We start from the raw sequence: 21594 nt of genomic DNA, 5'->3' as shown, positions 1-21594 counted from the left end.
GTCTTTTATTGCGCAAGGATTAGGCTAGGCGGCTTCACAGCATAGGGGACGCGCGATGAGCATCGAAGAACAGGATCAGGCCGAAGCAGCACGGCTCAACAGCACGGAAATCCGCATCCTCGGGGCCCTGATCGAAAAGCAGGCCACCAATCCCGAAACCTACCCACTGACCCTCAACGCCCTGGTTTTGGCCTGCAACCAGAAAACCAGCCGCGAACCGGTGATGAACCTCACCCCAGGCCAGGTTGGCCAGAGCCTGCGGGCGCTGGAGGGCCAGGGTTTCACCCGGCTCGTGATGGGCAGCCGCGCCGACCGTTGGGAACATCGGGTCGAAAAGGCCCTGGAGCTGGTGCCGGCCCAGGTGGTCCTGATGGGGTTGCTGTTCCTGCGCGGTCCGCAAACCGTCAACGAACTGTTGACCCGCAGCGGCCGGATGCACGATTTCGAAGACGCCGAACAAGTGCTGCATCAGCTGGAGCGCCTCATCGCCCGCGGCCTGGCCCTGCTGGTGCCGCGCCAGGCCGGCCAGCGGGAAGATCGATACGTCCATGCCTTGGGCGATCCGGCGGACATCGAGGCGATTCTCGCCGCCCGCCAGCACCCGGTGGAGCGCGGGACGGGCAGCGGCGTGTCGCTGGAACGCATCGAAGAGCTCGAAGCCCGCATCGCGGCGCTGGAAGAGCGGCTGGCCCGGCTGGAATAACCAGGCAAGGCCCGCGTCTAGACCGCGCGGGCGAAGGCCACGGCTTTTTCGAACTGTTCCAGGCTCGGCCGTACACCGGTGTACAGCACGAACTGCTCCAGGGCCTGGATCGCAACCACTTCCAGCCCGGTGATGACGCGCTTGCCTTCGGTTCGAGCGCGCACGATCAACGGTGTTTCCGATGGGATCGCCACCACATCGAACACCGTCTCGGCTGCCGCGATGGCGTCGGCCGAAAACGCCAGCTGATCGGCTTCCGGCCCGCCGCTCATGCCTATCGGCGTGACGTTGATCAGCATCTGCGGCCGCTGCTCGCCCAGCTCCGCTTGCCACTCGTAGCCCAGGGACGCGGCCAGCGCCCGGCCAGCGGTTTCATTGCGGGCAACGATCAGCCCCTTGCGGTAACCGCCATCGCGTAACGCGCTGGCCACGGCCTTGGCCATGCCGCCGCTGCCGCGCAGGGCAAAGGTCGATTCCTTGGGCACGGCATGGGTTTGCAGCAACTGGGCGACGGCGATGTAGTCGGTGTTGTAGGCCTTCAGGTGCCCATCGGTATTGACGATGGTATTGATGGACTGGATCGCGGCGGCGGAAGCATCCAGCTCGTCGACCAGAGCGATGCAGGCCTCCTTGAAGGGCATCGACACCCCGCATCCCCGGATGCCCAGGGCGCGGATCCCACGGACAGCACCTGGCAGGTCCTGGCTGCTGAAAGCCTTGTAGTAGAAATTCAGGCCCAACTGCTCATACAAATGATTATGAAAGCGCAGACCGAAGTTACCGGGGCGCCCCGAGAGGGACATGCACAGCTGGGTGTTCTTGTCGTGATGAAATTGCATGCGTGTTCCTTGCGTTCACTTTCGGACAAACGGATGACCGTCTCGTTGGACCTTACACAATATTTACCCAACGGCGTTGCAGATCCTGGGAAAATCGTTGTCAGAGCAAGTATCCCGGCGACCCTCATCGGGTTTGTTCCAGACCACAGCCGCCGGGGTTGAAACGAGGAACCGACATGAATCGTAAACTCCCCATCATCGCCCTGCTCGTGGGGGCACTCGCGGTCACCGGCCAGGCATCCGCCCATGGTCGCGGTGGTTGGGAGGGGCCCGCAGTGTTCGGCGCAATCGTCGGCTCGGCCATCGTCGGCTCGGCGCTCATCAACCGCGACCGTCCGGTGTATGTGCAGCAGCCGGTCTATGTCCAGCCGCAGCCGGTCTACGTACAGCAGCCACCACCGGTCTATTACCAGCCACAGCCGGTGTATATAGAGCGGCCCATCTATTATCGTCCGGCACCGGTGTATTACGGGCCACCACGGGGCTATTACTACGGCCCACCCCGGGGCCACTACGGTCGCTGGTAACCTGGACCCGGCATAAAAAAACAGCCTGTGACTGGCCAATCACAGGCTGTTTTTTCATGAGCGCTACATCACCCCGTCAGACGTGCTCGCGGCTTTCAAGCCGCACCGGGGCATGCTCTGCCGTCGAATGAGCAGGCTCCGCCACCACGGGGATCTCATTGCCGTCGCAGTCATGCAGCTTGCCATCGCTGAAATAATCGCCTTCGCGCAACGCCGCGAGATCCTGGTAGCGCAACACCCGCTCGGTCCCGGCGGCGAAGACCGACTGCTGGTCGGAATTGCCCGTGGTGAAGTGGTTGAAGGCCAGGTTCAAGACGATCGCCATGATCGCCGAAGAGCTGATGCCCGAATGGAAAATGGTCGCGAACCAGCTGGGGAAATGATCGTAGAAGTTCGGTGCGGCGATGGGAATCATGCCGAAGCCGATGGAGGTGGCGACGATGATCAGGTTGACGTTGTTGCGGTAATCGACTTTCGACAGGGTGCGAATGCCGCTGGCGGCAACGGTACCGAACAAGACGATGCCAGCACCGCCCAGTACCGAGGTCGGAACCGCCGCGATCACCCGCCCCATGAACGGCAGCAGGCCGAGCACCACCAGGAATACCCCGCCGGTGGCCACGACGAAGCGGCTCTTGATTCCGGTCACCGCCACCAGCCCGACGTTCTGGGCAAAGGCGCTCTGGGTAAAGGACCCGAAGATCGGGGCGATCATGCTCGACAGCATGTCGGCCCGCAGGCCATTGCCCAGGCGCCGGGAGTCTACCTTGGTGTCGATGATCTCCCCCACCGCCAGGATGTCGGCAGAGGTCTCCACCAGGGTCACCATGATCACGATGCACATGGACAGGATCGCCGCGATGTGGAACGTGGGCATGCCAAAATGAAACGGTGCGGGGAAGCCGAACATCGGCCCTTCGCTGACGGAAGAAAAATCCGCCATGCCCAGGAACACCGCGATCACGGTGCCGACCACCATGGCCAGCAGGATCGACAGCCGGGAAATGGTCGCGCTGCCCATCTTGCTGAGTAACAGCACCAGCACCAGCGTGACGGCAGCCAGCCCGATGTTCGCCATGCTGCCAAAATCGGCGGCATGGCTGTTGCCTCCCATGGCCCAACGTGCCGCCACCGGCATCAGCGTCAGGCCGATGGTGGTGATCACGATGCCTGTAACCAACGGTGGAAAGAACCGGGTGATGCGTGAAAACACCGGGGTGATCAGCAAACCGATCAAGGATGCGGCGATGACCGCCCCCAGGATGGCCTGGAAACCACCCTCCCCGCCGGTCCCGACAATCGCCACCATGGTCGCGACGCCGGAGAAGGATACGCCTTGCACCAAGGGTAGCTGGCACCCGAAGAACGGCAGGCCCAGGGTCTGCAGCAAGGTAGCCAGCCCCCCTGCGAACAGCGACGCCGCAATCAACAGGCCGATGTCCGCCGACGACAGGCCGGCTGCCTGGCCAATGATCAAAGGCACCGCGACGATACCGCCGTACATGGTCAACACATGTTGCAGGCCGTAAGCCATATTCGCGCCGACACCAAGGTTTTCGTCCTCGGGCCGTGGGAGTGAAACATGGGGCGTTTTCATGGTTCGGGGGTTCCCTGTTTTTTGTTATGGGCACACTGTATTCAAAAATCAGGACAAATGTCCAGATAGTTGTATACAACTTTCAGCCCACATCATGACCAAAGGGTCATCACCTCATCCGTGACCCCATTGCCTCCAGGCTCTGCCTGAAAAGCCTCGATACTCGTTCAGGCGGCGGTGAAAACCGGCTCGTGCGCGAGTCGATCGCAATGCTCATTTACTCCAGTAAAAACGAGCGCGACCCCGGCCGTTCCTCGCCGGTTTTCGCCTTGCATGACCTTTGCCTCAAGTCTTTTCAAACAGAGCCTAGAGCAGCCCCTTCACCGCGGGCCGCAGCACTTCTCGCGGCGGAACGCGCAGGCTGAATTCCTCCTCCAGCAGCTCGATCAGTTCATCGGCGTGCGCGATGATCCGTCGCTCGCTCTCTTGTCCCAGCCGGTGCACGGCATAGCTGTTGCCGTTGAGGGTCTTGCGCAAGCCGTCTCCCGTGCGGGCCACCATCAGCCGGCCCATGAACGGAGACTCAGGGTGGCTGCAGACGTACCAGTTGCCCACGGCGTAGTCGATGTCCTCCTGGCGTTGCAGGTCGAACAGGTACATCGGCCGCCATTCGCCCGCGACATTGGCTTGCAGCAGATAGCCGTCCTCATGCACCTCGATGCGGTACGGTTCATGGGGCGTGGCCTGCACGTCCCGGCTATCGAGCAACAGCGGGGCGGTGGGCACCATGCCGCCGAACCCCACATCAGTGATATAGCGCACGCCATCGATGACCACCAGGGTAATGCGGTGGGTACGCGCTGGCCACGCTCCTTGTGAGGCGTTCATCAGAACCCTGCCGGTGATGCCACGAACGTCGAAGCCCAGCTCCAGCAGGAGCGCCATGAACAAGTGATTGAGCTCATAGCAGTAGCCACCGCGACCTTGCTCGAAGACTTTTCGCTCGATCGATTCAAGGTCGATATGCACCGGTTGACGCAGCAGCGTGGAAAGCGTTTCGAAAGGGAACTCGGCGGTGTGGCGCCATTGCAGCTGACGCAATGTCTCGAGGGTCGGTACGGGTGGGGCGTCGAAGCCCAGGCGATGCAGATAACGGCCCGTATCGCTCAGTCGTGCGGTGTCCATGAGGGTGTCCTTATCCGGTCCGGCGCAGGGCTTGCAGCAAGCTCACTGCAGTTGGCAGCAGGTATAAGGCATTACTTGTGCACCGACAACACCCCGGCCCGCCGGGTTTCGCCCTTCAGCGTCGTTTTCGTGAGGCGAGCCGGATCCAGGTGGGGGCATGATCGCTGGGATGAGGCTGGTTCCTGACCCAGGCGTCTACCCCTGCCTCGCTCAGATAAGGACTGGCCGCCGGGTTGAGCAACAGGTGGTCGATACGCAGCCCGGAGTTCTTCTGCCAGTGCTGACGGAAATAGTCCCAGAAGGTGTAGATCCTCTCCTGCGGATACAGATGGCGCAACGCATCCGTCCAGCCCTGGTCCAGCAGCCGCTGGTAGCACTCCCGGCTTTCAGGCTGCAGCAACGCATCCTTGAGCCAGGAGCGTGGGTTGTAGATGTCCATGTCGGTGGGCACTACGTTGTAGTCCCCCGCCAGCACCACCGGGTGATCGCTGGCCTGCAGGTCCTTGGCGTAGTCGATCAGCCGGTTGAACCACTCCAGCTTGTAATCGAACTTGGGGCCTGGCTGTGGATTGCCGTTGGGCAGGTACAGGCACCCCACCAGGACACCATGCACGGCCGCCTCCAGGTAGCGGCTGTGACTGTCGGCATCACCGCCGGGCAAGCCCCGGCGGCTCTCCAGGGGTTGCGCATCGCGGGCCAGGATCGCGACACCGTTCCACGACGCCTGGCCATGCCAGATCGATCCATACCCCACCGACTCCAGTTCCGCCGCCGGGAAATCCTTGTCGGCCGCCTTGAGCTCCTGCAGACAGACGATATCGGGGCTCTCCCGCTCCAGCCATTGCAGCAGGTTGGGCAACCGGGCCCGGATGCCATTGATGTTGAAGGTCGCGATCCGCAGGTTTTTCATGGGCCAGAACTCGAATGCCAGGACACTCCTGTGTGACCGACAACAAACCGCAGTGGTTGCAACGATGTTCAGGATCCGGTTCTCGACGAGGGCCGAGCACTTTGCAGCAGGTGCGTGAAAGCCGCCTTGTCGATGGGTCGACTGAGGAAATAGCCCTGGACCTCGTGGCATTGGTCCGTTCCCAGCGAACCGAGCTGATCCAGGGTTTCCACCCCTTCGGCCGTGACGGTCAGGCCCATGGCCTTGCCCAGGTTGATGATCGCCTGCACCACCGCGCGGTCGTTGCTGCTGTTGCTCATGGACGCGATGAAACGCTTGTCGATCTTGATGCCATCGAACGGATAGGTGCGCAGGTAGCCGAGTGAAGAATAGCCGGTACCGAAATCGTCCATGTTCAGGCGCACGCCCAGCTCCTTGAGGGCATTCATGACCTGGAGGGCACCGTCCACATCGTTGAGCATCACGTTCTCGGTGATTTCCAGTTCCAGGCGGCTGGCCGGGAAATGGGTTTCGATCAGCACCTGGCGCACATCCTCCACCACATCGCTGCGTTCGAACTGCGCGGGAGAGAGATTGACCGAGACCATCAGGTCCCCCGGCCAGGTCAGCGCGGTTTCGCAAGCCTCGCGCAGCACCCAGCGCGAAAGCGGAACGATGAGATCGGTCTGTTCGGCCATTGGAATGAAGGCATCCGGCCCCAGCAAGCCCTGGCTTGGATGCTGCCAGCGCACCAGGGCCTCGACGGCGACGATCTCGCGACCGTCGACCTTGTAGCGAGGCTGGAAATGCAGGACGAACTCGTTTCTCTTCAAGGCCTGGCGCAGGTCGTTTTCCAGCTGGCGTCGATGCTGGATCTGGTCATTCATGTGCGGGGCAAAGTAGCACCAGGTCTTCTTGCCTTCGGACTTGGCCTGGTACAAGGCGATATCGGCACAACGGATCAACTCACCGGGCACGTAGCCCTGGCGACGGCTCACCGCAATGCCGATGCTGGCGCCGATGTGCAGGGCATGAGTCTCATAGTGGATCGGTTGCTGCAGGCTGTCGATCAGCCGTGCGCAGAACCGATCGATCTCGGTGGTGTTCTCCATGCCGCTGAGAACCACGACGAACTCATCGCCCCCCAACCGCGCCACCAGGTCCTGCTCACGGGTACTGTCGCGCAACCGCTGGGCCACCTCCAGCAGCACCGCGTCGCCGGCCGGATGGCCGAGGGAATCGTTGATCGGCTTGAAGTTGTCCAGATCCACCATCAGCAGGGTCAAGGGTGCGGAATGCTCCTTGGCCAGCAGGGCGTCGTCCAGGTGCCGCGCCAGCTTGTTGCGGTTCGGCAGGCCAGTCAGCGCATCGTGCAATGACAAGTGCTGGACCTGGGCGTGGGCGGCCACCTCGTCGGTGATGTCGCTGGCGGTGCCGCGATACCCCACCACCTCGCCCTTGTCCTGGATCGGCCGCGCCGAAACCCGACAAAAGCGCAATTGCCCGGAGTGATCGCGGTAGGAGCAACGCAGGTTGCTGGCATTGTGTTCCTCCGTCAGGTTGCCCAGCCACAAGGCAATCGGTGTCGTGTCGCAGAACAACAACTGTTCGATGTCCTGCCCCAGCCATTGCCGGTCGGAAAACCCGGTAACGGTACTGAAGCGTCCCGACAGGTAGGTGATGCGACGCTGGCCGTCGATTTCCCAGATCCAGTCGGAAGCCGCCTCGGCCACGGCCCGGAACCGCTCTTCGCTGGCTTCAAGGGCCTGGGTCGATCTCTCCAGGCGATCATGGCTGGCGTCCACATGCCGTGCGGTACGCATGGCGTAGCGGAAAAACCAGGCGGTGAGCAACGCCAGGATCAACAGTGCCGCGCCCAGCGGGGGTACCAGCGACCAGAGCAACTGCCGGCCCGGTCGTTCGAGCCGAGACACCAGGCTGTAGCCGGTACTGTCCAGCGGTACCGCCGGCTGGCCTGGCTCCAGCGTCGTATCCTGCTTGAGATTCAAATCGATCAAGCCGTAGCTCTGGCCCAGCTTGCGCAGCTTGACGGGTGTCAGCTGATCGACAAACAGCAGGATCGACGTGCCCTTGGGATCGATCCGGGGGCGCTCGTCATTGGGCAGGATCACCGCAGCGGTGACGATGGCCGGCCAGCCCTCGAACAAGGTATAGCGGATCCGGGGCGTCGACAGATCGGACTGGTCCTGAAGTTGGTTCATCAGTTCCTGCAACGGCATGTCCATGAAGGCTGACACGTCGGCCTGGACAGGCTGTCCCCGTATCAAGGCGTACTTGGTGCGCTCACGGTCGATGACGAACACGCCTTCGTATTCGTCGTTGGTGAACAGCGTCTTGCCCATGTTCTGTTCGGCGTAGGCCCAGTTCACATCGACCTCGCCATTGAGATGTTCGTATCCCGTGGTCCAGAAGGCGTAGCTGGTGATGTAGTTTTTCGAGGCGGTGATGCGATTTTCCACCGCGCGCTCGGTGTAGAAATGTGTCTTGCGCACATCCTCGGCATCCAGGTCGCTGGCGATGTCGAGCAGCGCCGCGACGGTCAACAGCACGCCGACGACGAACAGCCCCGCAACGGCGGCCACCAGGCGACGGGTAATGGGGGTATGGCGCATGACGTTTGAAGGCGTATCGGCAGAAGTGTCCATTCACCTGCTCCTGTACATCGACCCTGACTTCGATGTGCAGTTGACCGTCTTCAGCGGTCGATGACTCCAACGAACCTCAACGGTCGGATCGCTCCAGCACACCGCGCCCATCTTCCGTCGACCACACCGCCACGCGATTGCGGCCGCTGTGCTTGGCCTGGTAAAGCGCGGCATCGGCCCTCTGGATGAAGACTTCGGTACTGTCCAGGCTGCTGGGCACGAAGGCATAGCAGCCCAGGCTCACCGTCAGGTAGCCGGTCGGGGAGCCGGAATGGGTGATGTGTTTCTCGATCAGGCTGCTGCGGATCTGCTCGGCCAGCGTCACGGCGCCCTGCAGGTTGGTGTCGGGCAGCAACACGGCGAACTCCTCCCCTCCGTAACGCACCGCCAGGTCGGCCTTGCGATGGCAGCAGCTCTTGAGGACCTTCGCCACTTCGGCCAGGCAATGGTCCCCGGCCACGTGCCCGTAGGTATCGTTGTAGCGCTTGAAGAAGTCGATATCGAGCAGGATCAGGCTCAACGAACTGCGCTGGCGTGCGCCCCGGCCAAATTCGATGTCCAGGGCCCGCTCGAACAATCGCCGGTTCGCCAGCCCGGTCAGGCTGTCGTGGGTGGCGATCAATCGCAAGGTTTCCTGGGCCTTGCGCAGGTCGGCCTCGATCCGCTCGTTGTTACGCACCTGGCGTACGAATACCCAGCCGAACAGGCAGATACCGGTAACCACCAGGGCCACGATGAGGCTGGATTGAAAGGCCTTCGCATACCAGCCCGCCAGGATCGACTGCTTGGACATCGCGACCGTGACCATCAGCGGATAAGCCTGCAGGTGTTGGTGGTCATAGAGCCGGACGACGCCGTCGGTGGTGGAGCGGATCATCGCGCTGTGAGGCTGCGTACCAGCCAGGTCATGCCGGAACAGACGCTCCTGGGCCAGGGAGCGCCCGATCATCGTCTCGTCGAAAGGCCGGCGGGCCAGCAGGGTTCCATCGGACAAGGTCAGGACCATCTCGCTCTTGTCGTCGAGACTGAAACTTTTGAAGAACCTGTCGAAGTACGACATCTTGATGCCGGCCATGAGCACGCCCTGGAAGTTGCCGTCCTCATCATTCAGGCGCCGCGAAATGGGGATGATCCAGTCGCCGTTTTGCCGGCTGCGGATCGCCGGTCCGATATGGGCGATCAAGGAGGCGTTCTGCTGATGGAAGACGAAGTACTCCCGGTCCGCCACGCCGCTGCCTTTCTTCAGATTGTCGAAGGAGGTGACGACCCACTGCCCGTCCTTGTCGAACAGGAAAAGGCCATGCAACTGCTCCAGCGATTGCACACGCCGGGCGAGTATTTTCTGCAGGCGCGGTTGCAGCGAAGGTCCGAAACCATCGACCTGGATCCAGTCCGTCAGGCTGTCCAGCACCAGGTCGGCCTGACGGAACGTGTCCTGGGCCTGCTGGGCCATGGCCCAGGTCAGGTTGGCCGAAGCGATTCTCGCCGACTCCAGGTCGTGCCGGCGAGACTGCTCCAGTTGCAGGTACAGCAAACCGCACAGGCACAGGCAGACCGCTGCAATAAAGGCCACCGCCGCCTTGAGCAGCGGCAGGCGCTTCAGTGCACCGCCAGGGGTGTGGAGCGGATCATGGATGGGGATAGGCAAGCGAATTCCTGGGGAGGGCAAAACATGAGCGAATCGCTCAAAGCCCCCAATATCCGTGAGCTTAGCCTACCGCCTGTGGGGCGGCAATTTGCCTTAGCGATGAAGGCGATAGATGGCGGGGTTGGATCCAAAAAGCAGGCTCGCAGCACCGATGCGAGCTTGCTTGCGATAGCATCGGACCTGCCCGAATCGCTACCTTCTGACCTGTCGCCTTCGCGGACAAGCCCGCCTCTACAACGGCTGAGGCGGGCCGGCCTCAGGCCGTTTCCGCTGCAATCAGCGTACTGGCGGCACGCGGATTTCTCCGGCCCGGCATTGCGTCCGTACGCCCTTGCCGCATGCACTGAAGCCCAGGTCCTTGTCCATGCACACTCGCACTTCCGACAATTGCGGCCCGCTGCAAATCACGGCGATCCCCTTGTCCGGCATACCGGGATTGCTCTGCCGGAACAGTCGGGCAATCTCCTCGGCCTCGAAATAGTAGGACGAGCTCAGAGGCTGCAACTGTGGCGGAATCTTCACCGCCCCCAGGGCCTTGTCGGAAGCCTCCAGGTAGCCCATCGCGCCGAGGCCGCTGCACGTGCCGTGCTTGGACCATTCATGCTCCATCAGTTTCGGCGTGGGGAACAAGGTCAGGCCCTTGTCCCGCTCGGCTGCCGTCAATGGCACCCGCGGCGCGCAAGACTGTGGCCAGCCGCCCTTGGCGTATTGCGGCCAGAGCCCATGGAGCACGAAACCGTAGCCCTTGCCGGAGCATTGCGAATCGCTCGGGTGTGTGAGGCAGAAAGTCGGCGACCAGGACAGTGCCAGCACGTAATAATCGAATACGCCCGCGACGGATTCCGCCCGAGCATTGCGCGACTCCCGGGCATTGCCCGTGTGGATGCAGCCCAGTGTAAAGGCGAGCAGCACCGCGATTGCAAAACGTTGTTTCATTGACCCACTCCTTGGGTAGCGATGGAAATAATCATGACGACGACTCGGCCGGCGATTGTGCCAGGGTTGTGTTTCAACCCCATGAAAGGACGAGTTTTTTACAGGTAAACCTTGCCCGGGGCTATTCAAATTGCATGGCGCCCCCTAACGTAGACCGTCCCCGGCCTCAAGCACCCATCGCCCATGAACATCCAGCCCCCAATCGCCGACGCCCCTTCGGCTGTCAGCCTGCGTGAAGCCTTCTGGTTCTGGCTCAAGTTGGGCTTCATCAGTTTCGGCGGACCGGCGGGACAGATTTCGATCATGCATCAGGAACTGGTGGAGCGTCGCCGCTGGATTTCCGAGCGGCGTTTCCTGCATGCCCTGAACTATTGCATGCTGCTGCCGGGCCCCGAGGCGCAACAATTGGCGACCTACCTGGGCTGGCTGATGCACCGGACCTGGGGTGGGGTCATCGCCGGGGCGCTGTTCGTATTGCCTTCGCTGTTCATCCTCATCACGTTGTCCTGGCTGTATGTCGCCTTTGGCGAAGTACCGGTGGTGGCGGGCATTTTCTATGGCATCAAGCCGGCCGTGACGGCGATCGTCGTGCATGCAGCCCACCGTATAGGCTCCCGCGCCCTCAGGAACAACTGGCTGTGGGCAATCGCCGCTGCGTCGTTCACCGCGATATTTGCCTTCAACCTGCCCTTCCCGCTGATTGTGCTGGGGGCGGCTGTGATCGGTTACCTGGGAGGCCGTTGGGCACCGGAAAAATTCAGCCTGGGGGGACACGATACCGGGCATCGCTCCTTCGGCAGCGCCTTGATCGACGACGATACCCCTCCCCCGGAGCATGCCCGGTTCAGCGTCGGCAGGCTCACCCGGCTGGTCATCGTCGGCGCGCTACTCTGGACGTTACCCATGGGCCTGTTGACCCTGGCGTTCGGCTGGGGAGGCACGCTTACGCAAATGGCCTGGTTCTTCACCAAGGCTGCCTTGCTGACCTTCGGTGGCGCCTATGCGGTCTTGCCCTACGTCTACCAGGGCGCAGTCGCACACTTCGGCTGGTTGACACCGGCCCAGATGATCGACGGCCTGGCCCTGGGGGAAACCACGCCCGGCCCCTTGATCATGGTGGTGGCGTTCGTCGGTTTCGTCGGCGGCTACGTCACGCAGGTGTTCGGCCCCGAACAGGCTTTCCTCGCTGGCGCCGTCGCGGCCACGCTGGTGACCTGGTTCACCTTCCTGCCCTCGTTCCTGTTCATCCTGGCCGGCGGCCCATTGGTGGAGTCGACCCACAACACCCTGAAATTCACCGCACCGCTGACGGCCATCACCGCGGCGGTGGTCGGCGTGATCCTCAATCTGGCCTGCTTCTTCGGCTACCACGTTCTGTGGCCCAACGGCTTTGCCGGCGCACTGGACTGGCCGTCGGCAATCATTGCAATCCTTGCCACGATCGCTCTGTTCAGGTACCGACGTGGCGTGATTCAGGTCTTGCTGGCGTGCGGGCTGGCCGGGTTGGCGGTGCATCTGTTGCGTCAGTGACTGCAAGCGAAGCCTGGATGCCTGCGGGCAAAAAATTGAACACCCTTTTCCGTTGGTCACCTAATGAAGTTCATGGCCCTGCCACGCCCTCGCGCAACAACGGCAAGGGCTCGAACCAGAACAGCAATGACGCAGTCGCTCGCTGCCTGATTGCCTGGCCCAGGTGACCGATCCATGGAATCAAACGCTCTCGACATCCTCACCACCACCCAATTGCTGGGGATCTCCATCGCCAACTGGCTGCTCGCATCGGGCGTGATGACGGTGAGTTTTATCGTCGCCCGGGCAGGCATCGGCTTCCTGCTGCGCAAGGTAGAGGTCCTGGCACAGAAGCCCAACGCCCACGTCAGTCACATCGCCGTCGAGGTATTGTCCAGCACCAGCAATACGCTGTTGTTGCTGGCTTCGATCCTCATCGGTGTCGGTGTGCTGGACCTGCCCGAGCGTTGGCTGGGCCGCGTCAGCAGCCTCTGGTTCGTGGTGGCCGCCCTGCAGGTCGGCCTGTGGGCCAACCGGGCGATCGCCCTCACGCTCCTGCATTATTTCGCTCGCCACAGCCACAGCGACATTCATCAGAAAAGCGCCTTGGCAACCCTGAGCCTGTGGGGCGCCAAGGTGTTCCTCTGGGCCGTGGTGCTGCTGGCCATGCTCTCCAACCTGGGTGTGAACATCACCGCGTTCGTCGCCAGCCTCGGGGTCGGGGGAATCGCGGTGGCCCTGGCTGTGCAGAACATCCTCGGAGACCTGTTCGCCTCGCTGTCCATCGCCGTGGACAAGCCTTTCGAGGTCGGCGACTTCATCGTCGTGGGCTCCCTGGCCGGTACGGTGGAACATGTCGGCCTGAAAACCACACGGATCCGCAGCCTGAGCGGCGAACAGATCGTGATGGCCAACGCCCAGATGATCAGCATCACCATCCAGAACTACAAGCGTCTGCAGGAACGACGCATCGTCTTCGAGTTCGCCCTGCCCCACGAATGCTCGATCGAACAGATCAAGCAGGTGCCGGCCATTGTCGAGCGCATCATCAGGGCCCAGGAAAAGACCCGCTTCGACCGCTCCCACTTTCGCGGTTTTGGCGAAAGTGCGCTGGAGTTCGAGACGGTCTATATCGTGCTGGACCCCAGCTACAACATCTACATGGATATCCAGCAGGCAATCAACCTCGGCATGATGCAAGCATTCGCCGAAATCGGCGTACGCCTGGCCACACCGGCGCGCACCGTCCACGTGGCCTCGTTGCCGGACATGCCGCAGCGCTCCACAGACACCGGACACGACACCTCGATGCAGAACTCGCCAGCGTATGGCGCGCGGCATTGACCAGACAACGTCGCTTCATGACCCAACGCAATGAGCCCCCTTGCCCTTGAGCTAAGCTTTTTGCATCACAACGACAGGGAATCGACATGAACAAGGCAGACGCGCTCGCGGCGAAATTGCGGCAGACCCGGCAAACCCGCGCCGACACCGACAACTGCGCCGACCTGGCCATCGAACACTGGCCCGCCCAGGTCTACGAGTTGTACCGCCAGATCGAAACCTGGCTGGCGCCGGTCTGCGAGGCCGGCCTGAACATCCGGCGCAACCCCACCCATGTATTTGAAAGCCACTCCAGCGGTTCGACCTACCATTACGCCATCGACCAGTTGGTGATGGAAGGCAACCACCATCGTATCGAGCTCGACCCGATCGCCCGCTTCTCTTCCAGGGGCGAAGGCTGTATCGAGGTTCACATGAAAGGTCAGACCCACTGCATCCTTCGTACTGTCGGCGAGCACGGTGAATCGCTCTGGCATCTTCAGGCTGCGCAGCCGCCAGCGCAGTCGCGCCCCGAGCTGTTGACGCTGGATGAGGACCGCCTGCTCACGTTGGTGGAGCAAGGCTTGGGGCTTTGATGCAAGCCGGGCGCTTCGACGCAGGCAGCAACCGCCCCGAGGTCACGGCTCGCTTCTGCCAGAAAGGCCCAAGGCATTGTCGATAGCGCCTTGGGCCTCACGGTGCCTTCTGGACGTTGCTCAATTCACCACACCGTAATCGGCCGCGTTCGAAGCGCCTGAAGACGCCCGAACCGTCGCTCGTGCGGCCATCAGGGTGAGCATGGCGGCAACCACCAGCACCGCCGCGCTGGTCTCGAAGGTGGCCTGGTAGCCGCTCAGGTCAAACAGGACACCGCCCACCGTCGCGCCCGCCGCAATGGCGAGCTGAACGATCGCCACCATCAGACCACCACCGGCCTCGGCTTCTTCAGGCAACGCCCTGGATAACCAGGTCCACCATCCAACGGGCGCGGCAGTCGCGATCAGACCCCAGAGCGCCAGCAGGACAGTCGTGATCAACACCGACTTACCGAACCCTACGAGCGCAATGGCAATGACCGCCATCACCAGGGGGATGATCACCAGGGTGCGAAACACTCCGTTGCGCAGCAATGCGCCAATCAGGAAGGTGCCGAGCAATCCGGCCAGGCCGATCACCAGCAACATGAACGAAAGCATGGAGACACTCACCTGGGTCACCGATTCAAGGAAAGGTCGCAGATAGGTGAACAACATGAACTGCCCCATGAAGAATGTGCTGACGGCCAGCATGCCCAACGCAATCGGAGGACGGGTCATCAGCGCGAGGACATTGCCCGAGCCCTGCTTCGTCCGGGTCTGCATGGACGGCAGTCGCAGCACAAGCCAGACCAGCGCCACCAGCGCCACCGGCACGATGCAGAAGAAGGCTGCGCGCCAGCCGATGATCGCACCCAGGAAACTGCCCAACGGCGCTGCCACGACGGTCGCCAAGGCGTTGCCGCCGTTGACGAGGGCCAAGGCTCGCGGGACCTGGTCCTGCGGCACGAGTCGCATGGCCGTGGCCGCCGACAGCGACCAGAAGCCGCCGATTGCCACGCCGATCAGCGCACGGCCTGCCATGAACGTCAGATAGCTGGGCGCCAGTGCCACCACGGTCCCGGAAACGATCATCAGGAGGGTCAGCGCCAGCAGCAGCCTCTTGCGATCGACCCGGGCGGCGATGGACGCAATGAACAGGCTGGTGATCAAGGCAAAGGCGCCGGACACGGCAATGCCCTGCCCGGCCTGCCCCTCGCTGACCTGAAGGTCCGCCGCGATCGGCGTCAGCAGGCTGACCGGCAGAAACTCGGAAGCAACGAGGGCGAACGCGGCCAGCGACATGGCGAATACCGCGCTCCAGGCGGGTGGGGTTTGGGTTTTCATCCAATAGCGATCAGTCATCGGGGCTACGTTTACTCCGTCGGCAAGGGGCATGTCATCGATTTGCAAGCGATAGTTTCAGCGCCAGACCCTGATGTCCGGTAATGCATTCCGGTTGAATGCTTGCCTGATCCTGTGAGGCGGTCGGTGCACCATGGGCAGCGCCTGCCGGACGGGTTAATGTTCGCTGCATCACTGTCAACCCGAGATGACTGCAACCCGACATGGCAACCCAGCGCAGCTCCTTGCAAGCAGCACTCGCCGACCTCATCGGCGCACGGACGCCCCACACCGGCGACTTCCAGACGCCCATCGCCGGCCTGGGCTTGTTTCGACGTGAAGCCCCGGCGCCGCCGGCCATTTGCATGATCGAGCCGAGCATCGTGCTGGTGGCCCAAGGCGTGAAGCAGATCTGGATCGGCGGCCAGGCCTATGGCTACGACAATACGCGCCTGCTCATGACCTCCCTGGACCTGCCCGCCAACTCGGAAGTGCTCCAGGCGAGCCCGGAACAGCCCTGCCTGGGCCTGCTCATGAAGCTCGACTTGCGCCTGGTGGCCGACCTGATTGCCCAGGACAGCATGGCACCGTCCCGTGACCGGCCCTCCGGGATTGGCGCGAGCATTGGCCAGGCGACGCCGGATCTTCTCGCACCGTTCGTACGCCTGCTGGCCCTGCTGGACGAACCCGAAGCGATCCCGGTGCTGGCGCCGCTGATCCAGCGCGAGATCCACTACCGACTGTTGATCAGCGACCAGGCGGCCCGGCTGCGCCAGATTGCGTCCGTCGACAGCCAGGGCTACCGCATCGCCAAGGCCATCGACTGGCTGAAGTTGAACTACACCGACCCTGTCCGCGTGGAAGACCTTGCGGCGAGGGTGCAGATGAGCCCACCGACTTTCCACCATCATTTCCGCCAGCTCACCGCGATGAGCCCGCTTCAATACCAGAAATGGCTGCGATTGAACGAAGCCAAGCGCCTGATGCTCGACGAAAACATGGACGTGGCCAGCGCGGCCTCGAAAGTGGGCTATGAAAGCCCCTCTCAGTTCAGCCGCGAATATGGTCGCCTGTTCGGCCTGCCGCCCAAGCGGGACATCGCGGCATCGCGGGAGGCCGGTCGCGATATCAGCGTGGTCTGACAGCCAGAACCTGCCAGGGCATCAGCTCTTGTCGCGGTAATACTCCGCCATATGCTCGACGAACGCCCGGACCTTGGCCGGCAGGTGACGAGCATGGGGATAGAGCGCATAACAATGCCTCGACCCCAGGGTGTAGTCCGGCAGGATCCGCACCAACCTCCCCGCCAGCAGGTCGTCCTGTACCGTCGCCAGGGTAAACGCTGCGATGCCTGTACCAGCCAGGGCGCCGGCGTGCAGAGCGGTGATGGTGTCCGAATGAAAGAAACTGGCGCAATCCCAACTGAACGACTCCCCTTCTTCGTTCACCAGCGACCAGCGGGTCGCCGACGCGTAGGTCAGGAGCCGATGTGCGTCCAGTTCAACCACGCTCCGAGGCAGGCCATGCTCGAACACGTAAGCCGGCGCCGCGACCAGCACTTGCGGCGACACGCCGAGCAAGCGGGCGACCAGGCTGCTGTCGGCCAGCGGACCGCAGATGCGCAACGCCACATCGAAACCGTCGGCCACCAGGTCGACCAGCGGGTCGGAGCAGGACAGATCAATCCGGATGTCTGGATAGCGCTGTTGGAAAGCCGGCAGCCAGCGGCCCAGTTCCAAGGTACCCAGGGTCAGCGGGACGCTGATCCGAAGCAACCCGGAGGGACGTTCATGTTCCTGCGTCACGGCTTGGGACGCCGCGTCGACGCGATCCAGAATGTCCACGCAAGCGGCGTAATAGCGCTCCCCGGCTGCGGTGAGGCTCATGCGCCGGGTGTTGCGATTGAGCAGACGCACGCCCAGCGCGGATTCCAGCTGCTGCAAATGCCGCGAGACGGAAGAGTGGGTTGTATCGAGCCGCTCGGCCGCCGCCGAAAACCCCTGGGCCTCCACGATGCAGCGGAACACGCGCATGGCGAGCATCTGGTTCATGGCGTCAGCGCACCGGTAGCTTGAGGATCCGGGCAGTGGTCATGACATCGCCGAAAGTGTCCTCGACTTCGGCCAGCGCGGCTTTGTGCAACGCATCCTTGTCGATGGAGTCACCGTTGGTTCGGGTAATGGCACGGGTGGCCGATGCGTCGGACGCGACCAGCACGTTGTAACCCAGTGGCGCGGCGTCACGGGCGGCGCCGGCGACACAGGCGTGGGTCATGAGGCCGGAGATGATCAGGTTTTCGATACCGGCGCGCTTCAAGCGCTTGTCCAGGTCGGTACTGCCAAAGACGCTGACAGTGGTTTTCTGCAATACCCCATCCCTGGCCCTGGGCTGCATCTGCGGATGGAACTTCACGCCTTCACCCCCCTGGGCAAACACTGCCGATCCTGGGGGTGCAATGTGTTGAATGTGATAGACCGGCATTTTGTGCTCGTCGGCGAATGCAATCAGCTCACGGGCCTTGTCCAGCGCCGCTACGCCATCGGGAATCGGCATCTTGCCAGTGAAGTATTCGTTCTGGAAATCGATGATCAGTAACGCGGTCTTACCGGCGGGCAGTTGGCTCACCGCCTGGGCACCCGACATGGCGCGGATGGTTGGATTGCTTTCAGCCAATGCCCCGGCACTGGCGATAATGCCGGAAAATGCACAGGCGGTGAGAAAACGGCGAGTAAAACGTTGCATGGAGAATTCCTTCTGGACAATGGACGAAGGAATGCTAGGGGGACCGGCGGAAATGGAACACAGCGCGGCCAAGACAGGACATGTTTGATTCTTGCACAAATGACGCCGCCCAATGGAATTTCGTCAAGTGGCTGGCCTGAGGACCTGGGCATCCACGACGATCCGCTTGCCGACCTTTTCCCCCACCTCCAGCGCCTGTCCATCCCGCTGCTTGCCCTGGCGCGCCTGCCCCACCAACCGGGGGATCAAATCGCCCTCCGGCAGATGCTGCCAGAACCGCCCGGGCATATGCTGGCGCAACGCCTGGGGATTGAGCCTCGCCGGGTTGAAAATGTGCCGGTAATAGGTGCGCCACAGTTCCGCGCCGGGGTCTTGGGCATGCTGCGCCCACTGCCGCCACTGTTCAGGGCAATGACGCTGGTAGTCCAGCTTGTGACCATCGTAGCGGATGCCGTCGCGGGGCGTTGCGATCAACCAGCGTTGGCGTCCCAGTCGCTCGGCAAAATGACCGCTCGCGCTTTCAAGGATGTCATGGGCCGGCTCGTGGAAGGACACCAGGTCCAGTTGCAACTGACCGGCGACTTCCTGTGGCAACGGTATGAAGCGCACGAAGGCGTGCAGATGATGGGCCTCGCGGCTGACCTGCTTGATCCGTCGCTGCAGCTCGCTTCCCAGGCGGTCACCGGCGAGCATCGCGGTGCGGTCGCCATGAGCCACCCGCCAGAGCACTTCATACAGCAGGTTCCAGCGTTGCTCGCCCCGATAACGACTGGCCTGTTCGAGCAATGGCAACAAAGTGGCCGGTACCCGTGTGCGAAACGGCCCCGGGTCTCGTGGCAATGGCGCCGGCACGGCGAGCAGGTCAACCATGGGCCCCTGGGCCCAGGTTACCTCGACCGGGTCGATACCGTGACCCAGCAGCGTTCGCGCCTGTTCCCGCCAGAGGGAGAAACTGTCGTCACAATCCAGCGCAATCATCCCCACAACCCCATCTGCACGGGTCGCTGGGGATCACGCAGACGAGCCCTCAACAAGCCGCTGCGCACCTGCGCATCGGGCGGCCGATAATCACTGGTGACGATGAACGGTCGCGCCTTCTCCAGTACACAACGCAACTGCACCAGGTCGTCATAACGAACGCGACGCTCCCTGCGCAGCGCAACCAGACGCTGCACACTACGCAGGCCAATACCGGGAATTCGCGCCAGCAGGGCCGGCTCGGCACGGTTGAGATCCACCGGGAAGACCTCACGATTGGCCAACGCCCAGGCCAGCTTGGGGTCGATATCCAAGTCCAGGTTGCCGGTCTGCCGCAACAACTCGCCGGCCTTGTAGCCATAGCCGCGCATGAGGAAATCAGCCTGGTAGAGACGATGCTCGCGCAACAGCGGAGGCGCCGCCAGGGGTACGCTGGCAGGGCTGTCAGGAATCGGGCTGAACGCCGAATAGTAGACCCGCCGCAGGCCATACCCCTGATAGAGCGACTCGGCATTGCTGAGGATGGCATGGTCATCGGTGGCATCGGCCCCGACGATCACTTGGGTACTCTGCCCGGCGGGAGCGAACCGGGGCGCCCGCGCTTCGCCAGCCACCGCTTGCTGTCCCTCCTGGATGGTGCCCATGGCCTGGCGGATCGTCGACAACTGCTTCTCTGGCGCCAGGCGCCTGAGACTCACCTCGGTGGACAGTTCGATGTTCACGCTCAGCCGGTCGGCCAGCCGCCCGGCCTCTTCGATCAACAGAGGATCGGCATCGGGAATGGTCTTGAGATGGATATACCCGCGAAACTGATGCTCCTCGCGCAGCAGCCGCGCCACCCGGATCAACTGCTCCATGGTGTAGTCGGCCGAACGAATGATACCGGAGCTCAGGAACAGGCCACTGATGCAGTTGCGACGATAGAAATCCAGCGTCAGGCGCACCACCTCCTCCGGCGTGAAGCGCGCCCGCGGCACATTGCTGGAACGACGGTTGACGCAGTATTGGCAGTCATACAGGCAGAAATTGGTCAGCAGCACCTTGAGCAACGAGACGCAACGCCCATCAGGCGTGTAGCTGTGACAGATCCCCATACCGTCCGTGGCCCCTAGCCCATCGCGGCCTCGCGAACTGCGCTTGGGGGCTCCGCTACTGGCGCAGGAGGCGTCGTACTTGGCGGCATCGGCAAGAATGCCGAGCTTGGCGATCAGTTGCATGGAAGCGATTCTCGATACTGGACATAAATACAGTATTTTGAGTCGCACGGCGATGCAAGCCCCGTCGGTCCACTCATCGCGCCAGAGGCTTTGGGGCCAAGCCGCGAGATGGGCTATAATCGGCTCACCCACGCAATCCGAGGTCCAGCCCATGGGCACTATCAGCCTTGAAGCCAAAAAGGCCTATGCAGCCAGAACCCGTAGATCCAACTATGCGGCCAGCCTGCGCCTGGAAGGCTTCAAAGTGGACTTCGCCGACGGCAACCTCAAGATGCCGACCCGCGAAGAAATCCTCAAGACCTTCACCAAGCCCAGAACCTGATGCTGGACAAATATGGCGTCGGTGAAGACGCCTACTGCTATCCCGGCTCCACTGTCCTTCGAAACAAACTCGACATTCGCGACGACGCCACCCTGAGCGAAGCCGAGCAGCAACTCACGGCCATCGCGGCGGACAGCGTCGAATTCAACCCTCCTCCCTACGACCTCGTTTACCTCCAGAACATCCATCGACGACTGTTCTCGGACTTGTATGAATGGGCTGGAGAATTGCGAACCGTCGGGATGGCCAAGCAAGATACGCGCTTCTGCCAACCACAGTTCATGGAAAAGGAAGCCGGCAAGATCTTCAGCCACATGGCCGCCGCCCACTGGTTCGAAGGCCTGCCCCGGGCAGACCTGATCATTGCCGTGGCCGACGCCTATTCCGATATCAACGTCGTACATCCTTTTCGCGAAGGCAACGGACGAGCCCAGCGCATCCTCTTCGAACACCTCATCATGAACGCCGGATTCGAGATCAGCTGGTGGGGGATCGAGAAGGAAGAATGGATCGTTGCGAACATCTCGGCCTACAACTGCGTGCCGGGCCCGATGCAGCAGGTATTCGAGAAGTGTATCGGGCCGGCCATCCAGGCCTGACGATGGGTTAGTCGGGAGGCGGTGATGGCTTCAAGGGATGAACGCCTACCGGCAT

The 21594-nt window shown here is 62.3% G+C and carries 20 protein-coding genes; 8 read left to right on the top strand and 12 right to left on the bottom strand.

Annotated features, from left to right (window positions below; all coding sequences use genetic code 11):
• Nucleotides 1-55: 55 nt before the first annotated feature.
• Entirely contained in the window at nt 56-703 is a 648-nt protein-coding gene (locus tag BLP99_RS01895; protein ID WP_072388911.1) for a YceH family protein, read from the top strand.
• 17 nt (nt 704-720) lie between these two features.
• Here BLP99_RS01895 and BLP99_RS01890 read toward each other — a convergent pair whose 3' ends face one another.
• Nucleotides 721-1542 (bottom strand): shikimate 5-dehydrogenase, encoded by an 822-nt coding sequence (locus BLP99_RS01890; RefSeq protein ID WP_072388913.1) that lies wholly within the window; start codon nt 1540-1542, stop codon nt 721-723.
• Between the two features lie 176 nt (nt 1543-1718).
• Between BLP99_RS01890 and BLP99_RS01885 the strand changes: the two genes are divergently transcribed.
• Complete coding sequence (locus BLP99_RS01885) at nt 1719-2069, top strand: hypothetical protein (RefSeq protein WP_072388915.1); 351 nt, start codon at nt 1719-1721, stop codon at nt 2067-2069.
• Nucleotides 2070-2145: 76 nt separating this feature from the next.
• Here BLP99_RS01885 and BLP99_RS01880 read toward each other — a convergent pair whose 3' ends face one another.
• The 6 genes from BLP99_RS01880 to BLP99_RS01855 form a co-directional block, all read right to left on the bottom strand.
• The gene (locus tag BLP99_RS01880) at nt 2146-3666 is read right to left on the bottom strand and encodes a nucleobase:cation symporter-2 family protein (protein ID WP_072388917.1); all 1521 of its coding nucleotides are present in this window, start codon (nt 3664-3666) and stop codon (nt 2146-2148) included.
• A 306-nt stretch (nt 3667-3972) separates the two neighbouring features.
• On the bottom strand, nt 3973-4791 hold the full coding sequence (locus BLP99_RS01875) for an arylamine N-acetyltransferase family protein (RefSeq protein ID WP_072458043.1): 819 nt from the start codon (nt 4789-4791) through the stop codon (nt 3973-3975).
• Nucleotides 4792-4906: 115 nt separating this feature from the next.
• Nucleotides 4907-5701, bottom strand: coding sequence for an exodeoxyribonuclease III (gene xth, locus BLP99_RS01870; protein ID WP_072430375.1), 795 nt, complete (start codon nt 5699-5701; stop codon nt 4907-4909).
• Nucleotides 5702-5769: 68 nt separating this feature from the next.
• Nucleotides 5770-8346 carry a bifunctional diguanylate cyclase/phosphodiesterase gene (locus BLP99_RS01865; protein WP_072458044.1) on the bottom strand — a complete coding sequence of 859 codons (2577 nt, stop codon included), beginning with the start codon at nt 8344-8346 and terminating at the stop codon, nt 5770-5772.
• Between the two features lie 76 nt (nt 8347-8422).
• On the bottom strand, nt 8423-9994 hold the full coding sequence (locus BLP99_RS01860) for a sensor domain-containing diguanylate cyclase (RefSeq protein ID WP_072388925.1): 1572 nt from the start codon (nt 9992-9994) through the stop codon (nt 8423-8425).
• A 276-nt stretch (nt 9995-10270) separates the two neighbouring features.
• Nucleotides 10271-10930: a ribonuclease T2 family protein gene (locus BLP99_RS01855; RefSeq protein ID WP_072458045.1), complete on the bottom strand. Its 660-nt coding sequence runs from the start codon at nt 10928-10930 to the stop codon at nt 10271-10273.
• 183 nt (nt 10931-11113) lie between these two features.
• On the opposite strand from BLP99_RS01855, the gene chrA reads away from it, so the two are divergent.
• The 3 genes from chrA to BLP99_RS01840 all read left to right on the top strand — a co-directional run bounded on the left by chrA (nt 11114) and on the right by BLP99_RS01840 (nt 14358).
• Nucleotides 11114-12460 (top strand): chromate efflux transporter, encoded by a 1347-nt coding sequence (gene chrA, locus BLP99_RS01850; RefSeq protein WP_072388929.1) that lies wholly within the window; start codon nt 11114-11116, stop codon nt 12458-12460.
• 174 nt (nt 12461-12634) lie between these two features.
• On the top strand, nt 12635-13783 hold the full coding sequence (locus tag BLP99_RS01845) for a mechanosensitive ion channel family protein (RefSeq protein ID WP_072388931.1): 1149 nt from the start codon (nt 12635-12637) through the stop codon (nt 13781-13783).
• 86 nt (nt 13784-13869) lie between these two features.
• Nucleotides 13870-14358 carry a hypothetical protein gene (locus BLP99_RS01840; RefSeq protein ID WP_072430371.1) on the top strand — a complete coding sequence of 163 codons (489 nt, stop codon included), beginning with the start codon at nt 13870-13872 and terminating at the stop codon, nt 14356-14358.
• Between the two features lie 120 nt (nt 14359-14478).
• Here the strand turns inward: BLP99_RS01840 and BLP99_RS01835 are convergent, their stop codons facing one another.
• Nucleotides 14479-15702, bottom strand: coding sequence for an MFS transporter (locus BLP99_RS01835; RefSeq protein WP_256327591.1), 1224 nt, complete (start codon nt 15700-15702; stop codon nt 14479-14481).
• 203 nt (nt 15703-15905) lie between these two features.
• Here BLP99_RS01835 and BLP99_RS01830 point away from each other — a divergent pair, with 203 nt between their 5' ends.
• Nucleotides 15906-16823 carry an AraC family transcriptional regulator gene (locus BLP99_RS01830; protein WP_072430369.1) on the top strand — a complete coding sequence of 306 codons (918 nt, stop codon included), beginning with the start codon at nt 15906-15908 and terminating at the stop codon, nt 16821-16823.
• Nucleotides 16824-16844: 21 nt separating this feature from the next.
• On the opposite strand, the gene BLP99_RS01825 is transcribed toward BLP99_RS01830, so the two are convergent.
• The 4 genes from BLP99_RS01825 to BLP99_RS01810 all read right to left on the bottom strand — a co-directional run bounded on the left by BLP99_RS01825 (nt 16845) and on the right by BLP99_RS01810 (nt 20618).
• Nucleotides 16845-17732 (bottom strand): LysR family transcriptional regulator, encoded by an 888-nt coding sequence (locus BLP99_RS01825; protein WP_072388939.1) that lies wholly within the window; start codon nt 17730-17732, stop codon nt 16845-16847.
• A gap of 4 nt (nt 17733-17736) precedes the next feature.
• On the bottom strand, nt 17737-18423 hold the full coding sequence (locus tag BLP99_RS01820) for a cysteine hydrolase family protein (RefSeq protein ID WP_072388941.1): 687 nt from the start codon (nt 18421-18423) through the stop codon (nt 17737-17739).
• A gap of 123 nt (nt 18424-18546) precedes the next feature.
• Nucleotides 18547-19407 (bottom strand): TIGR03915 family putative DNA repair protein, encoded by an 861-nt coding sequence (locus tag BLP99_RS01815; RefSeq protein ID WP_072458049.1) that lies wholly within the window; start codon nt 19405-19407, stop codon nt 18547-18549.
• Complete coding sequence (locus BLP99_RS01810) at nt 19398-20618, bottom strand: putative DNA modification/repair radical SAM protein (protein ID WP_072458050.1); 1221 nt, start codon at nt 20616-20618, stop codon at nt 19398-19400. The genes BLP99_RS01815 and BLP99_RS01810 overlap by 10 nt, the downstream gene beginning before the upstream one ends.
• Nucleotides 20619-20769: 151 nt before the next feature.
• On the opposite strand from BLP99_RS01810, the gene BLP99_RS01805 reads away from it, so the two are divergent.
• Nucleotides 20770-20940, top strand: a complete 171-nt coding sequence (locus tag BLP99_RS01805) for a YhfG family protein (RefSeq protein ID WP_092179576.1) — start codon at nt 20770-20772, stop codon at nt 20938-20940.
• On the top strand, nt 20940-21539 hold the full coding sequence (locus BLP99_RS01800) for a putative adenosine monophosphate-protein transferase Fic (RefSeq protein WP_072458051.1): 600 nt from the start codon (nt 20940-20942) through the stop codon (nt 21537-21539). The genes BLP99_RS01805 and BLP99_RS01800 overlap by 1 nt, the downstream gene beginning before the upstream one ends.
• The last annotated feature ends 55 nt before the right edge of the window (nt 21540-21594 follow it).

This window comes from Pseudomonas sp. NFACC32-1 (assembly GCF_900101215.1).
Taxonomy (GTDB): domain Bacteria; phylum Pseudomonadota; class Gammaproteobacteria; order Pseudomonadales; family Pseudomonadaceae; genus Aquipseudomonas.
Note: the sequence above shows the minus strand (reverse complement) of the source record. Positions and strands in the feature narration are given on the sequence as shown.

Coding starts and splice junctions, on each gene's coding strand:
- BLP99_RS01895 (WP_072388911.1), top strand. CDS start 56: ATGAGCATCGAAGAACAGGATCAGGCCGAAGCAGCACGGCTCAACAGC.
- BLP99_RS01890 (WP_072388913.1), bottom strand. CDS start 1,542: ATGCAATTTCATCACGACAAGAACACCCAGCTGTGCATGTCCCTCTCG.
- BLP99_RS01885 (WP_072388915.1), top strand. CDS start 1,719: ATGAATCGTAAACTCCCCATCATCGCCCTGCTCGTGGGGGCACTCGCG.
- BLP99_RS01880 (WP_072388917.1), bottom strand. CDS start 3,666: ATGAAAACGCCCCATGTTTCACTCCCACGGCCCGAGGACGAAAACCTT.
- BLP99_RS01875 (WP_072458043.1), bottom strand. CDS start 4,791: ATGGACACCGCACGACTGAGCGATACGGGCCGTTATCTGCATCGCCTG.
- xth (WP_072430375.1), bottom strand. CDS start 5,701: ATGAAAAACCTGCGGATCGCGACCTTCAACATCAATGGCATCCGGGCC.
- BLP99_RS01865 (WP_072458044.1), bottom strand. CDS start 8,346: ATGGACACTTCTGCCGATACGCCTTCAAACGTCATGCGCCATACCCCC.
- BLP99_RS01855 (WP_072458045.1), bottom strand. CDS start 10,930: ATGAAACAACGTTTTGCAATCGCGGTGCTGCTCGCCTTTACACTGGGC.
- chrA (WP_072388929.1), top strand. CDS start 11,114: ATGAACATCCAGCCCCCAATCGCCGACGCCCCTTCGGCTGTCAGCCTG.
- BLP99_RS01845 (WP_072388931.1), top strand. CDS start 12,635: ATGGAATCAAACGCTCTCGACATCCTCACCACCACCCAATTGCTGGGG.
- BLP99_RS01840 (WP_072430371.1), top strand. CDS start 13,870: ATGAACAAGGCAGACGCGCTCGCGGCGAAATTGCGGCAGACCCGGCAA.
- BLP99_RS01835 (WP_256327591.1), bottom strand. CDS start 15,702: ATGACTGATCGCTATTGGATGAAAACCCAAACCCCACCCGCCTGGAGC.
- BLP99_RS01830 (WP_072430369.1), top strand. CDS start 15,906: ATGGCAACCCAGCGCAGCTCCTTGCAAGCAGCACTCGCCGACCTCATC.
- BLP99_RS01825 (WP_072388939.1), bottom strand. CDS start 17,732: ATGAACCAGATGCTCGCCATGCGCGTGTTCCGCTGCATCGTGGAGGCC.
- BLP99_RS01820 (WP_072388941.1), bottom strand. CDS start 18,423: ATGCAACGTTTTACTCGCCGTTTTCTCACCGCCTGTGCATTTTCCGGC.
- BLP99_RS01810 (WP_072458050.1), bottom strand. CDS start 20,618: ATGCAACTGATCGCCAAGCTCGGCATTCTTGCCGATGCCGCCAAGTAC.
- BLP99_RS01805 (WP_092179576.1), top strand. CDS start 20,770: ATGGGCACTATCAGCCTTGAAGCCAAAAAGGCCTATGCAGCCAGAACC.
- BLP99_RS01800 (WP_072458051.1), top strand. CDS start 20,940: ATGCTGGACAAATATGGCGTCGGTGAAGACGCCTACTGCTATCCCGGC.